Source organism: Bradyrhizobium sp. 186, assembly GCF_023101685.1.
Classification (GTDB): domain Bacteria; phylum Pseudomonadota; class Alphaproteobacteria; order Rhizobiales; family Xanthobacteraceae; genus Bradyrhizobium.
The window spans coordinates 4,109,407-4,124,327 of sequence record NZ_CP082164.1; the positions used below are offsets into that span (position 1 = coordinate 4,109,407).

The window sequence follows — 14,921 nt, forward strand, 5'->3', positions numbered from 1 at the left end:
CGACCCAATGCTGTCGGGCTTTTGACGGCGATCATCATTCTCCAGGAAGCGATGCCATGTCAGATATAGCGGCTTATTTTGTGCTCAGTGGGGCGGTTTTTGCCGGCGCGTTCGTTTCTGGTCTTTCAGGGTTTGCGTTCTCGGCGGTCGCCGGCGCTATCCTGCTACACGTTTTTCCGCCCATAGAAGCTGTGCCGCTGATGATGGCTTGCAGCATCGCCGTGCAAGCGGCTAATCTGTTCGCGCTACGCAAGAGCATGCAATGGAAGACGAGTGTCGGTTTCATCGCCGGTGGCCTATTAGGGATTCCGATCGCGATCTATCTCCTGCAGAATGTGGATACCGGGACCTTCAGGCTGGGTTTTGGAGCTCTCTTATCTCTTTACGCGACATATGCCTTCATCCGGCCAACGCCTGCCTACTCGCGTCAGATGGAGAGCCGGAGCAGGAACGCGCTGGTAGGGTTTGGTGGGGGACTGGTCGGCGGGTTGACAGCGATGCCCGGTACACTTCCTGCGATCTGGTGCGATATCCATGGTCTCCCGAAAAATCAGCAGCGCGGCGTAGTCCAACCCTACATAGCGGTCATGCAGCTTTTCGCCCTCGTTCTCATGCTTTCGCACCACAGCCTTTCGTTAAAAGTTTTGATCGACTTTGGAATCTCTTTGCCCGCCTTAGCTGCTGGAACGGCCGTAGGTATCGTCCTGTTCGGACGGATCAACGAATCAGCCTTCAAACGAGTTATCTTTGGCTCGTTGCTGTTTTCGGGACTTTGCCTTTTGATCTAGAAGGGAGCCTTCGTGGAACGGTGTGAGTGGTTTCTGCATGAGCGCCGGCCAGGCCCGGGGCTCATGCTCTTGATCCAATCGTGTTGTGGAAAGCGAGCCGTCAAGATCTTACCCGTGCTGGCAGGCAATATCTGCTTGAAAAAGCGAAAGCGTTCCGGCCAAATCGAGCCCGATCGAGGATGGCTCGGTGTTCGCGGGGGCAGCATGAAACGGGGCACGGAGCGAATCTTTCGTGAAGCGGCCATCGAGCGGCTTTCGAATCCCGAGCAGCTCGACCATGTCGTCGGCGTTACGCGCCCGTTTGACTGGATGGCCGCTGCGACGCTGGCGCTGGGCCTTGCCGTGCTATTGGCCTGGAGCGTGCTGGGCCGCATTCCGACCCGCGTATCCGGCGACGGCATTTTGTTGAGCAGTGGTGGTCGCCTGGTCGACGCCGTGTCCGCGGTCAGCGGAAAGCTGGCCTCGCTCGACGTTGGTATCGGCGACGGGGTCCGCCGCGATCAGGTGATTGCCCGGGTCGTGCAGACCGAGACCGAGCAGCGGCTTCAGCAGGCGAGGGACGTCCTGCGCGAGCGCGAGCGCGAGCATGTCGAGCTCACCGGGGCGATCTCGCGGGAGATCGATGCCAAACTCGCAAACTATGCGGCGCAGGAAGCCGGCCTTGCTAATGTGATAGCGGCCGCCGAGCGGCGCACCGCCTATCTCACGGACGAGGTGGCTAAGCTCGAGCCTGCCGCGGCAAGCGGAACTGTCACGCGCAGATATCTCGAGGACCGTCGGGTCGAGCTCAACAATGCGCGGGAGCGCATCACCGATGCGAAGGGTGACATTCTCAAGCTCAATGCGCAACGGCTGGATCTGCAGAGCCAGCGTGACCGCGATCGGCTGCAGTCGGAATTCAAGATCAACGATGCGAAGCGGACGGTCGAGCAGCTTGCAGCCGATCTGGAGCGAGGATCGCGGATCGTCAGCCCCGCTGACGGCCGTGTCGTCGAGATCAAGGTGTCCAGCGGCGCCGTGCTTGCGATGGGAACGCCGGTTGTCGAAATCGAAATCGCGGGGCAGCTTCTGGAGGCGACCGTCTATATGCCGCCGGACCGCGGCAAGAACATCAGGCCGGGCATGGAGGTTCGTGTCGAGCCAACCAGCGTCAAGCGGGAAGAGTATGGCTCGATTGTCGGTAATGTGGTGACGGTGTCGGACTTCCCCGTGACGCCCCAGGGCATGCTGGCGGACCTTCACAACGATGCATTGGTCAAACGCTTCTCGCAGGACGGCGCGCCCTATGCGGCTAAGGTGACCCTAGAGCGCGATCCGTCAACCGTCAGCGGGTATCGCTGGACCTCGGGCAAGGGGCCTCCGCTAAGGCTATCGAGCGGCACTTTGACCCGGGCCGAGGTGACGACGCGCGAGCAGCCGCCGATCGATCTGGTGATCCCACTGATGAAGCGGCTGAGCGGAATCGGCGGCTAGGATCGGCAGCGCATGACCGCGTCATCGCAGCAAACCGACGGGCATCCGGCCTTCCTCGATCGCCTTGGCAACTGGATCGGGCGCGTCCCGCTGCCGGGGCGACGGCACTGGGTCACGCCCACGGTGTTCCAGATGGAAGCGCTGGAATGCGGCGCCGCCTCGCTCGCGATGATTTTGGCCTATCACGGCCTCTGGGTGCCGCTGGAAAAGCTGCGCGAAGCCTGCGGCGTTTCCCGGGACGGCAGCAAGGCCAGCAACGTGCTCAAGGCCGCGCGACAATTCGGGCTGACAGCAAAGGGCTTCAGAAAGGAGCCGGCGACGCTGCATGAGCTCCCCATGCCCTCGATCATCCACTGGAACTTCAACCACTTCGTAGTGCTGGTAAGACTGGATTCGGATTACGCTTTTATCAACGATCCCTCGGTCGGGCGTCGCAAGGTCGGCCACGAGGAGTTTGACGCTGCCTTCACTGGCGTTGTTTTGGCGATGGAGCCGGGAGGCGAATTCAAACCAGGCGGACGCGAGCCCGATTTTTTTCCGCTGCTGCAGCGGCGATTGTCGAATTCATTGGGGGCGGTGCTGCTGCTCGTCGCACTCAGCATAGCGCTCGTCGTGCCCACCATCCTGGTTCCGACCTTCACAAGGATCTTTGTCGATGACGTCCTGATCAAACGTGTCGAGGGCTGGTTCACGCCCTTGCTGATCGGCATGGCGATCACGGCCGTGGCGCGGGGGCTGATGACGGCGTTTCAACAGTCGCTGCTCCTGCGTGTCCAGACCAAGCTCACGGTGACGATGGTCAGCCAATTGATATGGCACGTCCTCACCCTTCCGATGGAGTTCTTCACTCAGCGGCACTCGGGCGACCTCGCCAACCGCGTTGCCGCCAGCGAACAAATCGCCCAGCTGCTTTCCAACGGGGTCGCCGCCAATGCGCTGAACCTGATCTCGGTGATCTTTATCGCCGTCACGATGGCGTTCTACGACAGCCTTCTGGCCGCGATCAGCATCGCCATGGCTCTCCTCAATGTACTCGTCCTCAAGCTGGTCGCGCGCCAGCGCGAGGACCTCAACCGCAAGCTGGTCATCGAACGCGCCAAGCTGAACGGAAGCACCATCGAAATCGTCCGCACGATCGAAACGATCAAGGCCGGCGGTCTGGAAGACGACGCTTTCGCGCGCTGGGCGGGCTTCCAGGCCAAGGTCCTGAACGCCGAGCGTGATCTTGGCGTCTACTCAACCTTCCTCGACGCCTGTCCCGTCTTCCTGACCGGATTGACCACCGCGGTGGTGCTGGGCGTGGGTGGCTTGCGGATCGTCAATGGTGCGTTGACCATCGGCGGCCTTGTCGCCTTGCAGGCGCTGCTCGCCGGCCTGGTCGAGCCGATCAATGCGCTTGTGCAGCAGACCACTGCCTTCGTTGCCATCAAGGGCAACCTGTTCCGGATCGAAGACGTCTTCAACTATCCCGCCCGTCCCCTCGTGCCAATCGAGGGCGCGCCCGCGGGCCTGCCCGCGAAGCTGTCGGGCCGGGTCGAGCTGAAAGACATTTCGTTCGGCTATTCCGTACTCGAGCCGCCGCTGATCAAGGATTTCTCGCTGGTGGTCGAACCCGGTCGCCGGGTGGCCCTGATCGGGGCTTCGGGCAGCGGCAAATCCACGGTTGGACGGCTGATCGGCGGACTCTACCGGCCCTGGTCCGGCGACATCCGAATTGACGGCTGGTCGATGGCCGAGATTCCCCAGGAGATCTTCGCCAACTCGGTCGCCTATATCGATCAGGAAATCCTGCTGTTTGAAGGCACCGCCCGCGATAACCTCACGCTCTGGGACGATACGGTGCCGGAAGCCGGCATATCCCGGGCGCTTAAGGATGCGCAGATCCACGAAGAGGTCGCCGTCCGCGCTGGCAACTACGATTGCCACGTGGCCGAGGACGGCAGGAATTTCAGCGGCGGCCAGCGACAACGGCTCGAGATCGCACGGGCGCTGGCGGGCAATCCTTCTGTCGTCGTTCTCGACGAGGCCACCTCGGCATTGGACCCGATCGTCGAAAAGGCGATTGACGACAATCTCCGTCGCAGGGGATGCACCTGCATCATCGTTGCGCACCGGCTCAGCACGATCCGCGACTGCGACGAGATCCTCGTGATGAATAACGGGCGGGTCGTGCAGCGGGGGACGCATGACGCGCTGCTTGCCGAGGGCGGCGAATATGTCCAGTTGGTGTCGGGCGAATGAGCAGCGCCTACCAGCCTCCGTCGCTCGAAACCCCGCCCCGGCACGCGGGCTTGGCGTTCGTTCCGATCGCGCTCGAGAGCCATCGGCCCTTGCCGGTCAATGATATCGATCTCGTCCTGCATGTCGTGCGCGGCTATGTCGATCTGTTTGCCGTCACGCAGACCGCGAACGGCGAGGCGAGCCGGCGGCATCATTTGCTTCGGGTCGAGCAAGGCGGTGTCGTCTTCGGCCTGCCTGGTGTCAGCGATACGAGCGGGAATTCGATGGCCGTCATTGCAGTCGGTGGTCTCGAGACCGAGGTCTTGATCGACCACCGCGGCCATTTTGGCGATCGGGTCGCGATCGACGCGTGGACAGCGCAGGTGTTCGGGAGCATCGCGACGCCTCCTCACGGAGCGGTCGTGCAGCAGGCAGCGATCGGTTCGCGATACACACTGGCGTCCGGCGAGACTCTCCGGTTGGCCGGCCGGCGGGTCGGCTGGATCAGGATCGAATATGGGACCATCGGCGTGATGGAGATGCCGGAGCCCTACGGCTCCGGGGAGTGTCCGTTGCCGATGCTACCGGGTACATGGATCGTGGCCCGTGAGGACACGACGGTGGAGGTTCGGGGGAGTATGGATTTCGCGCTCGCCGAGATATGGGCCACGCTCGATCGATTCCACATACGCGTCATGGAGAGCCTACGTGGCAGGATCGATGAGGAAACCCTCGCGGAGGCCCACCGCCTTCGTCTGCGCTCGGATCTCAACCGGCTACGGACCAGCCGCATTGTCGGTCGTCTTGCCGGCATCATCGCTGCCGAGCCCGGTTCGTCGCGCCCCGGTGCCATTGGCGCCAACCTCTTGCTCGCCGCCTGTCGGGAAGTCGGGGCCTCCATGGGCATTTCGCTTGAATCTCCAGCCAGCGTGCTCTCCGGCAGCGACGATCTCGCGAACGCAATGACAATCGCACGGGTGTCGCGCGTGCGTGGCCGGCGCCTGCTGCTGCGAGCGGACTGGTGGACCAACAGTGTTGGTCCGTTCGTCGCGTTTCGTGGCGAAGACCGACGGGCGGTCGCGGTCCTGCCAGGTGCAGGCGGTCGCCACATCATCGTTGACCCCGGCGCCGGCACGTGCTGCGAATTGACGCGGGCAACCGCCTCCGAACTGGCCCCCGAGGCGGTGATGTTCTATCGCCCGCTGCCGTCGCGAGCCCTGATGGTTCGCGATCTCCTCGGGTTCGGCGCCGCGATGGTTCGGGCGGATTTCCTGCGGGTCATGCTGGCGGCCTTGTGCCTTGGCCTCCTTGCGCTCGCCACACCGCTAGTTACCAAGCTATTGATCGATTCCGTCCTGCCGCGGGCGGAAGTCGATCAACTGCTGATCTGCGCCATCGCGCTCGTGGTCGTCACGCTGGTCGCCGGTAGTTTTCAGATGATGCAGGGCATTGCCATGCTCCGGCTCGAGAGCCGGTTGGACGGGCTGTTACAGGCGGCCATTGTTGATCGTCTTCTGCGGATGCCGACCACGTTTTTCCGCGGCTTTTCCGTTGGCGACCTCGCGGATCGCGCGCTTGGGATCGAAGCGGTACGCACGGTGGTGACCAGCCGCGCCATCCGTGGATTTCTGGCCCTGGTGTCGTGCGCGTTCAGTTTTGCCGTGATGCTGTATCTCGATGCCAGGCTCGGCATGCTGGCCGCTGCGCTCGGAGTGCTGCGCGTCGCAATGGTGGCGGCGGTCAGTCTCGCCCGGCTGTCGAACGAACGGGAGAGCCTTCGTCTGCAGGGATGGCTGGATGGGTTGGTTCTACAATTCCTCACTGGCGTCGGAAAACTGCGGATTGCCAATGCGACCATGCACGCGCTGGCAATCTGGGTCGAGCGTTTCGCCGAGCAGAAGCGGAATTTCACAGCGTCGCAGCGTGCGGGAAATCTCCAGAAGAGCCTTGAAGCGGCGTTTCCTTCGTTGGCGACGCTGCTCGTGTTTGCCTTGGCTGAGAATGTGTCCAGCCTCAGACACGACCTTGGCACCTTCCTGGCATTTTATGCGGCGTTCGGGCTGTCGCTCGCCGCGGTCGGCGAATGGGCGCAGGCCGCCGGCGAACTGCTCGTCGCAATCCCGAGGATCGAGCGGCTCAGGCCGATCATTGCGACGGCGACCGAAATCAGCGATGACCGCAAGTCGGTTGGCGACATCAGCGGATCGATCGAGTTTGCCAGGGTGTCGTTCCGCTACGGCGAAAGCGGGCCGCGGATTCTCGATGACGTCAGCCTGAGCGTCGGCAATGGAGAGTACCTCGCCATCGTCGGCCCGTCCGGAGGCGGGAAGTCGACGCTTGTCCGTCTGCTGCTCGGTTTCGAGAAGCCCGAATCCGGCGTGATCTTTGTCGACGGCAAGTCGCTCGAGACCATCGACATTGGCCTGCTGCGCCGACAAGTCGGTGTCGTGCTGCAGAATTCCAGGCCCGCCTCCGGCAGCATCTATGAGAACATCTGCGGCGCTGCCCAATTGTCGCTTGATCGCGCCTGGGAGATCGCCCGGCTGGCGGGACTCGATCGCGACATCGAGGCCATGCCCATGGGCATGCAAACTCTGGTCGCCGAGGGCGTGAGCACGCTCTCGGGCGGTCAGCGCCAGCGATTGCTGATCGCGCGAGCGCTTGCGCATCGGCCGCGGCTGCTCTTGATGGATGAGGCCACCAGCGCGCTCGACAATCGGACCCAGGCTATCGTCAGCGATTCCATCTCACGGCTCAACCTGACCCGTATCGTTATCGCTCACCGGCTCAGCACAGTTCGGTCTGCGGACCGGATTGTCGTCCTGGCCGGCGGGAGGATCGTGCAGACCGGCACCTTTGCCGAGTTGATGGAGCAGCCGGGCCTCTTTGCCGATTTCGCGGAACGTCAATTGATCTAGGGGCACCCATCATGCGCAAGGTCCTCTTCATATTCGGAGTGCTGAACGACTCGGACATCGACTGGATGGCTCGTGCCGGCTCCCGCCGCGGAATCAGAACACAGGAAGTCCTGATCCATGAAGGCATACCCATCGACGCGATCATCCTCCTATTGCAGGGAAGAATGGGAGTGAGCGTGTCCCGCGCCGGCGAGATCGCCCAGATCGAGGCGGGCGACTTCATTGGCGAGATGTCGCTGGTCGATTCAGCGCCGCCCTCGGCCACGGTGACGGCGAAGGTCGATTCGGTTGCGCTGTTCCTGGACAAGCAGGTCCTGCTGCGAAAGATCGCGGGAGATCACGCCTTCGCCAGCCGCTTTTATCGCGCGCTCGCCATTCTTCTATCGGACCGCCTGCGTGCCACCGAGCGCAGGATGGCCTACGGCGAGCAGGAAAGCGGACTCGGTGACGAGACGACGCGTTTGAAGGACGAGCTTGATCCTGGCGTCCTCGATCAAGTGTCGGTCGCCGGCGAGAGATTTGACCGTCTGCTCAAGCTGGTAGCGGAGGTCGCGATGAAAGGCGGCAAATCCTGAGGTCGATCGACCCGGCTGGTGAAAAGTTGCCTTACGGCGACGCCGTCCTTCGGGGTGTCTTGTGGAGCAACCTTATATCATGGCGCGCCTTTCAGAACAAAACCACGAACTCCTACACAATTGAAATTCCTTGTGATTTTGCAAGCCGCCCGACGGTCGGCACCGGATTTCGGCCTTAGGCACGCCTCACAACTCTGCGCGCCTTGGCGGCTCCAGGGTGCTAGTATCGTCGGGGCCGCAAGATCGAAGATCTTCGCGTACGCAATTGAACCGCGGTCAGGATGATGGCGCTCGAGGAGATGCACTCCAAAAACAATGCCTGACTGCATTTGCGGTTCGTCAGCTGGGACATGGAGGACGCTATGGCGTGGCGTGACGACAAAGCCCGGGCAGCTCTGATCCGCGACGCGGCGGGAAGCGTTCAACCGGGCAAGAGCCCTCGAACTTTCGCCGAGCTTTTGTTCGGCTACACCAATATCGAGGACCTCGCCAATCACGATGCCTCCTCGCTTGCCTTCCTGGCAGAGCAAGCGTGGGAGCATGTGCAGCAGCGCACGGCGGGCAGGGCCGATATCCGCGTCGTCAATCCGATGATGCCGGATGGGCGCGAGATTTCCGTGCTCGAAATTCTCAACGACAACATGCCCTTCCTGTTTGATTCCACCATGGCGGAGCTCGTCGAGCAAGGCATCGAAGTCACCCTCGTTGCGCATCCGGTCATCGCGGTGGAGCGCGATGACAAAGGCCAGCTCCTGCGCTTCCACGGCGAAGCATTGCCGGAAGGGGCAAAGGGCGCGAGGGAGAGCCTGATTCATCTCCACATCGCCCGCCTGGACGCCGATGCCGATCGCAAGAAGCTGATCGACGACCTTACCACGACGTTGAACGACGTGCGCGCCTGCATCACCGACTGGCGAGCCATGCGCGACCGGGTCGAGAAAGCGATCAAGACCTTCGCTTCCGATCCGCCGCCGCTGCCGATCGAAGAGGTCGCCGAAGCCAACCTGTTCCTGCAGTGGCTGTGCGCGGACAATTTCACGTTTCTGGGCCTGCGCGAATACCGGTTCTCGCCCGACAGCGATGCATCAGACGACATCACGACCGGGGAAGGCCTCGGCATCCTCCGCGATCCTAATGCGAAGGTCCTGCGCCGCGGCAGCGAAATGGTGGTGATGACGTCGGAAATTCGCGAGTTTATGCGGGAGCCGACCCTCCTCATTGTCATCAAGGCCAATGTCAGCAGCCGCGTTCATCGCCGGATCCGGATGGACTATGTGGGCATCAAACTCTACACGCCCGACGGCCGGCTCGAGGGCGAGTTGCGCCTTGTCGGCCTGTTCACCTCGGGCGCCTATACTCGCTCGGCACGGCAGATCCCTTATGTCCGCCACAAGGTGGCGCAGGTGCTGCAGCGCGCCGGCTTCGACCCGAATAGCCATTCTGGCAAAGCGCTGATGCATATTCTCGAAGAATATCCGCGCGACGAACTGTTCCAGGTTGACGTCGAGACCCTCTACAACTTCGTCATGGAGATCCTGATCCTCTATGAGCGCCCCCGCGTCCGCGCGCTGGCACGGGTGGACAAGTTCGATCGCTTCGTCTCCGTCCTCGCTTTCATTCCGCGCGAGAAATACGACACCGATGTGCGCACGCGCGTCGGTGCCCTTCTGTCGCAGGTCTACAAGGGGACCCTGTCCGCCTCCTACGTGTCATTCCCTGAAGGGGCGCTAGCGCGCGTCCACTACATCATCGGGCGCTATGAGGGCAAAACGCCCGTCGTCGAGCGTGCTACGCTGGAAGCCGGGATCAGTGCGATTGCCGCAACCTGGGCTGACAAGCTGAAAGCCGCGCTGACCGCGTCTACCGACGGCATGCGGGCGCGTATGCTCGCCAATCGCTATGCCCAGGCCTTTAGCGGCGGCTATGCCGAGGTTTTCACGGCGGAACAGGCGATCGCCGATATCACCACCATCGAAAAGCTCACGCCAGCCCGTCCGGTGACGATTTCGGTTCACCGCGACGATGGCGAGGGCGATCCCAGGCGCTTCGGCCTGAAGGTCTTCTCGGACGCCGCACCGCTGTCGCTGTCTTACCGCGTGCCGGTGATCGAGAATCACGGCCTGCGCGTGGTCAACGAGCGGACTTATCAGATCGTGCCCCGCACCAGGCTGGCGCCGGTCTGGCTGCACGACATGACGATTGAGATCAGCGACGGCCAGCCGATCGAGATCAGCCCGGAGTTCAGCCATCGCCTGGAAGCCTCGATCATGGCGGTGGTCACCGATCGCGCCGAATCTGACGGATACAATGCCTTGATCCTGCGCACGGCCCTCGGCTGGCGGGAAGTCTCGACCATCCGGGCGCTGTCTCGCTATTTGCACCAGATCCGCGCCCCGTTCAGCCAGGACTATATGTGGGAGACCTTGCGCAAGAACGCCGCGATCACCGCCAATCTCGTCGCGCTGTTCCAGGGTCGCCTTGATCCACGCCTCGCAGTTACTGATTCCGAGCGCTCGGCACGCGAGACGGCCCTCCTTGCCGAGATCGAGGAGCAGCTCAAATCCGTCGCCTCGCTCGATGAAGACCGCATCCTGCGCCGTTTCACCAATCTGGTGCAGTCGACCATCCGTACCAATTTGTGGCAGGTCGGCCAGGACGGACATCCGCGTCCGGTGATCTCCTTCAAGTTCGACGCACGCGGGATTGAGGACCTGCCGGCTCCCCGACCGCTGTACGAGATTTTCGTCTATTCGCCCCGTGTCGAAGGCATTCACCTGCGTTTCGGCAAGGTGGCGCGGGGTGGCTTGCGCTGGTCCGACCGGCCGCAGGATTTCCGCACCGAGATCCTCGGCCTCGTGAAGGCGCAGCAGGTCAAGAACGCCGTGATCGTGCCAGTCGGCGCCAAAGGCGGCTTCGTGCCCAAGCGCCTACCGTCGCCGTCCAATCGCGACCACTTTATGGCGGAAGGCACTGAAGCCTATCGCATCTTCGTTCGCTCGCTGCTCGAACTTACCGACAATCTCGACGGCGACGACATCGTGCCGCCCGACTCCACCGTGCGGCATGACGGCGACGACCCCTATTTGGTCGTCGCCGCCGACAAGGGCACCGCCACCTTCTCCGACGTCGCCAACGCGATTTCGGCCGAGAAGAACCATTGGCTCGGCGATGCGTTCGCCTCCGGCGGCAGCCAAGGCTACGACCACAAGAAGATGGGGATTACGGCGCGCGGCGCCTGGGAGGCGGTCAAGCGCCACTTCCGCGAGCTCGGCACCGACATTCAGACCATGCCTTTCACCGTGGTCGGCGTCGGCGACATGTCCGGCGACGTCTTCGGCAACGGCATGCTGCTCTCGCCGGCGACGAAGCTCGTGGCGGCATTCGATCACCGCGACATCTTCATCGATCCCTCCCCCGATCCGGCGATCAGCTTCGCCGAACGCAAGCGTCTGTTCGACCTGCCGCGATCGAGCTGGCAGGACTACAACAAAGCGCTGATCTCGCAGGGCGGCGGCGTGTTCTCACGCTCGCTCAAGGCGATTCCGCTCGCACCGGAAGTGCGCACCCTGCTCGATCTCGACAAGCCGGAGGCCACGCCGTTCGAGGTGATGACGGCGATCCTCAAGGCGCGCGTGGACTTCTTGTGGTTCGGCGGCATCGGCACCTATGTCCGCGCGTCGGGGGAAAGCGACGATCAGGCCGGCGACCGCGCCAATGATCCGATCCGTATAGCGGGCGCAGACGTCCGCGCCAGGGTGATCGGCGAAGGTGCCAATCTCGGCGTCACCCAGCGCGGCCGCATCGAAGCGGCGCAGAAGGGTGTCAAGCTCAACACCGACGCGATCGACAATTCGGCTGGCGTGAACACCTCGGACGTCGAGGTCAACATCAAGATCGCGTTGGCGCGCCCCGAGCGCGAGGGACGCCTCAATCCGGCTGACCGCAACAGCCTCCTTGCCGCGATGACCAACGAAGTTGGTGCGCTCGTACTGCGCAACAACTATCTGCAGACGCTGGCGCTCTCGCTCGCCGAACGCAAGGGCGTGGCCGAGACCGGCTTCCTCACCCGCCTGATGCAGTCGCTCGAGCAGCGCGGCCTGCTCAGCCGCACCGTCGAATTCCTGCCCGACGACGCCGCCATCACCGAGCGCACACGACGCGGGCAGTCCCTGACACGGCCCGAACTTGCCGTGTTGCTCGCCTACGCCAAATTGACACTCTACAACGACCTGCTCGCTACCGGCGTGCCTGATGATCCTTATCTTGCCCGCAGACTGTCCCTGTATTTTCCGCGCGAAGTTCCCGACAAATTCCCGACCGCGGTCGAGCTCCATCGCCTCCGACGCGAGATCATCGCAACCAGTCTCGTCAATGCCGTCATCAACCGTGGGGGCCCCGCCTGCATAGTGCGCCTGACCGACGAGACCGACGCCGATATCTCGACCATCGTCATGGCGCAGGTGGCGGTGGACGCGATCTACGAGCTCAGGCGACTCAATGACGCGATCGACGCGCTCGACACCCGCATCGACGGACAGCTGCAACTCGGCCTTTACGCGGCGATCCAGGATCTCCTGCTCTCCCGCATGGTCTGGTATGTGCGCAATGTCGATTTCAAGGATGGCCTGAACGCGGTGATTGCCCGGTTCGGCCCTGCCATCCGCGAGATCTCAACCTCTCTCGACAACGCCCTGCCACCGGATTTGCATGCCGCGCGCAGCAAGCGCCGGCAGGACCTGACCGATGCCGGCGTCCCGACCGAACTCGCCGGCGAACTGGCCAACCTCGACGCCCTGGTCTCGGCGCCGGACATCGTGACGGTCGCCGAGCGCACCAGTCGCAGCATCGGCGATGCCGCCGCGACGTTCTTTGCCGCCGAAGCCAATTTCCGCCTCGACCGCATCATCGCCGCCGCGCGCAGTGTGCCGGCCAGCGATCATTTCGAACGCCTGGCCATCGACCGCGCCGTCGAGCTGATCGCGGCAGCCGAAAGACGCTTGGCCGCAGATATGCTGACCATCGGCCAATCCGGTCAGCAGGCTGCGGAGACCTGGCTTGCAGCTCATCCCGAGGCGACGCGCATTCGCCGTGCGGTCGAAGAGATTGCCGCTGGTGGCCTGACGCTCGCCAAGCTGATGGTGGCGGCGAACTTGCTTGGGGACTTGGTCAAAGCCTGAGAGCGTGTGAGGCAGCAATGCAAGACGTGCAATGCCCGCGCAGGTCGTTACCGGCGAACGGAGGAAGTCAATGATCCACGCTACTTGCCATACCGCCGACAATGTCCGCTGCATCGAGTTCGATGCCACACCCTGGTTCAGCGAGGCTAATGCTCCGAGCATTATCGATTTGGCCCAACGAGGATGGACCAGCACGGCGATTGCAGATTCCCTCGAGCACCGACGAGGATACGAACGCTTGCACGACCTCGTTGAGTATGCGGCGAAGCGGCTGCAATCGGAATCCCTGGAGGACCCAACCTGGGAGACCTTCGAGTGTGTCGTCGACGGGCCGGAAGCTCAGGCCTGGCTCGAGAAGAACCGGCCTGAAGTTGTGGCAAGGATGAAGCCTTGATCCGCAATCTGCAACACCGTCATGGCAAGAATCCCGAGCCGGAGCCCGCATCAGCGCCAGCACTCATCGGTTCTGATTGAAGCGGAACCGGACCGCCCTTTTCTCGCCGCCATCATCATTCACGCAGCTACCAGGGCGGGGCAAACGGTGGGCAGTGTTCCCGAAGGTTCCGTGTGATCGTCCGACATCTTCTGCAACATGAGACTCTCGTATCGCGCCGCGCGCTCCTGGGCGGGCTTGCGTCGGCAGGCAGCGCGCTCGCGCTCGGCGGATGCGCAGGCTTGGGCGCGACTGGCGCGCGCTACGACGCCTCGTCCCTCTCCGTTGACCCGACATTGCTCGTCACCACCACGCGCAAGCCCGTGAACGGCGGTCGCACGAAACCCTGGTTCGGGCCGGAGCGCGCGACCACAATGACGGTCGCGCAGGCGAAGCTGGTGGCGCCGGACGAGAGCCGTCTTTCTCTCGCCTCGGTCGGACTTGGCGATTGGCGCCTTGATCGGGTCGAACCGGTGCCGGGCGACGTTGGCGATCTCCTTGCCGCGGCCGGCGGCGGAGGAGACGTGCTGATCTATGTGCACGGCTTCAAGCAGACGTTCGAGACGGCGGTGCTCGATGCCGCCCATCTCTCCGATGGGATCAAGTTCCGTGGCCGGACCATGGTGTTCTCCTGGCCCTCCAAGGCAGGACTGTTCGACTATGCCTATGACCGCGACAGCGCGATGTGGTCCCGCGACGATTTCGAACGCGTGCTCTCTTCCCTCGTGTCAGCTTCAGGCGGCGGCCGCGTGCACATCGTTGCGCACAGCATGGGAACCATGCTGACGCTCGAAAGCCTGCGTCAGCTCTATGCGCGATACGGCGACACTGTTACGAGCAAGATCGGCGCGGTCGTGTTTGCCGCCCCTGATATCGACATGGACGTATTCTCGTCGGCGATCCACCGCATCGGTCCGCTTGCCGGCAAGATCACCGTGATCGCCGCGACGAACGATCGCGCACTGGCGCTGTCGGGACAAATCGCAGGTGGAATGACCAGGGTCGGTGCCGCCGAGAAGGCCGCCATCGAGCGGCTCGGCGTGCGCGTGGTCGATGCTTCCCAGGAAGGCTGGGGCATCATCAACCACGATCTTTTTCTATCGAATGCGGAAGTGCAGCGGGTGATCCGCCGCTCGATCGACGGTACGACCGCGTAAGAGGCCGCGTGCGACGCTGGGCGAAAAGTGTGCTCCTGCGCACGCTGGTCGCGGCTTCAAGCGCAAAAACGGCAGGTTTTGGGGTGCCCGGCTTTGTACCGAAATGGCGCGCCCGACACGATTCGAACGTGTGATCTTTGCCTGGCGGAGGCCGCGCGCGGCAACGTCGGTACTCGCTTC

At 63.0% G+C, this 14,921-nt stretch carries 8 protein-coding genes; all 8 read left to right on the forward strand.

Translation table 11 applies throughout. The annotated features are described in order from the left end of the window. Positions 1 to 56 precede the first annotated feature (56 nt). Entirely contained in the window at positions 57 to 788 is a 732-nt protein-coding gene (locus tag IVB18_RS19555) for a sulfite exporter TauE/SafE family protein (RefSeq protein WP_247990630.1), read from the forward strand. Between the two features lie 204 nt (positions 789 to 992). Beyond that, positions 993 to 2,261, forward strand: coding sequence for an NHLP bacteriocin system secretion protein (locus tag IVB18_RS19560; RefSeq protein ID WP_247990631.1), 1,269 nt, complete (start codon positions 993 to 995; stop codon positions 2,259 to 2,261). 12 nt (positions 2,262 to 2,273) lie between these two features. After that, a complete protein-coding gene (locus IVB18_RS19565; RefSeq protein WP_247990632.1) occupies positions 2,274 to 4,502 on the forward strand; it encodes an NHLP family bacteriocin export ABC transporter peptidase/permease/ATPase subunit in 2,229 nt (742 codons plus the stop codon). Next, the gene (locus IVB18_RS19570; RefSeq protein WP_247990633.1) at positions 4,499 to 7,399 is read left to right on the forward strand and encodes an NHLP bacteriocin export ABC transporter permease/ATPase subunit; all 2,901 of its coding nucleotides are present in this window, start codon (positions 4,499 to 4,501) and stop codon (positions 7,397 to 7,399) included. The genes IVB18_RS19565 and IVB18_RS19570 overlap by 4 nt, the downstream gene beginning before the upstream one ends. Positions 7,400 to 7,410: 11 nt before the next feature. After that, entirely contained in the window at positions 7,411 to 7,974 is a 564-nt protein-coding gene (locus IVB18_RS19575) for a cyclic nucleotide-binding domain-containing protein (RefSeq protein WP_247990634.1), read from the forward strand. A gap of 350 nt (positions 7,975 to 8,324) precedes the next feature. Continuing rightward, positions 8,325 to 13,151, forward strand: coding sequence for an NAD-glutamate dehydrogenase (locus tag IVB18_RS19580; protein WP_247990635.1), 4,827 nt, complete (start codon positions 8,325 to 8,327; stop codon positions 13,149 to 13,151). A 31-nt stretch (positions 13,152 to 13,182) separates the two neighbouring features. Then, the gene (locus IVB18_RS19585; protein WP_247990636.1) at positions 13,183 to 13,545 is read left to right on the forward strand and encodes a hypothetical protein; all 363 of its coding nucleotides are present in this window, start codon (positions 13,183 to 13,185) and stop codon (positions 13,543 to 13,545) included. 173 nt (positions 13,546 to 13,718) lie between these two features. After that, on the forward strand, positions 13,719 to 14,741 hold the full coding sequence (locus IVB18_RS19590; protein ID WP_247990637.1) for an alpha/beta fold hydrolase: 1,023 nt from the start codon (positions 13,719 to 13,721) through the stop codon (positions 14,739 to 14,741). Positions 14,742 to 14,921 lie beyond the last annotated feature (180 nt).

Excerpts from the sequence above, each read along its gene's own strand:
- IVB18_RS19555 (WP_247990630.1), top strand. The coding sequence starts at position 57 with ATGTCAGATATAGCGGCTTATTTTGTGCTCAGTGGGGCGGTTTTTGCC.
- IVB18_RS19565 (WP_247990632.1), top strand. The coding sequence starts at position 2,274 with ATGACCGCGTCATCGCAGCAAACCGACGGGCATCCGGCCTTCCTCGAT.
- IVB18_RS19570 (WP_247990633.1), top strand. The coding sequence starts at position 4,499 with ATGAGCAGCGCCTACCAGCCTCCGTCGCTCGAAACCCCGCCCCGGCAC.
- IVB18_RS19560 (WP_247990631.1), top strand. The coding sequence starts at position 993 with ATGAAACGGGGCACGGAGCGAATCTTTCGTGAAGCGGCCATCGAGCGG.
- IVB18_RS19585 (WP_247990636.1), top strand. The coding sequence starts at position 13,183 with ATGCCCGCGCAGGTCGTTACCGGCGAACGGAGGAAGTCAATGATCCAC.
- IVB18_RS19575 (WP_247990634.1), top strand. The coding sequence starts at position 7,411 with ATGCGCAAGGTCCTCTTCATATTCGGAGTGCTGAACGACTCGGACATC.
- IVB18_RS19580 (WP_247990635.1), top strand. The coding sequence starts at position 8,325 with ATGGAGGACGCTATGGCGTGGCGTGACGACAAAGCCCGGGCAGCTCTG.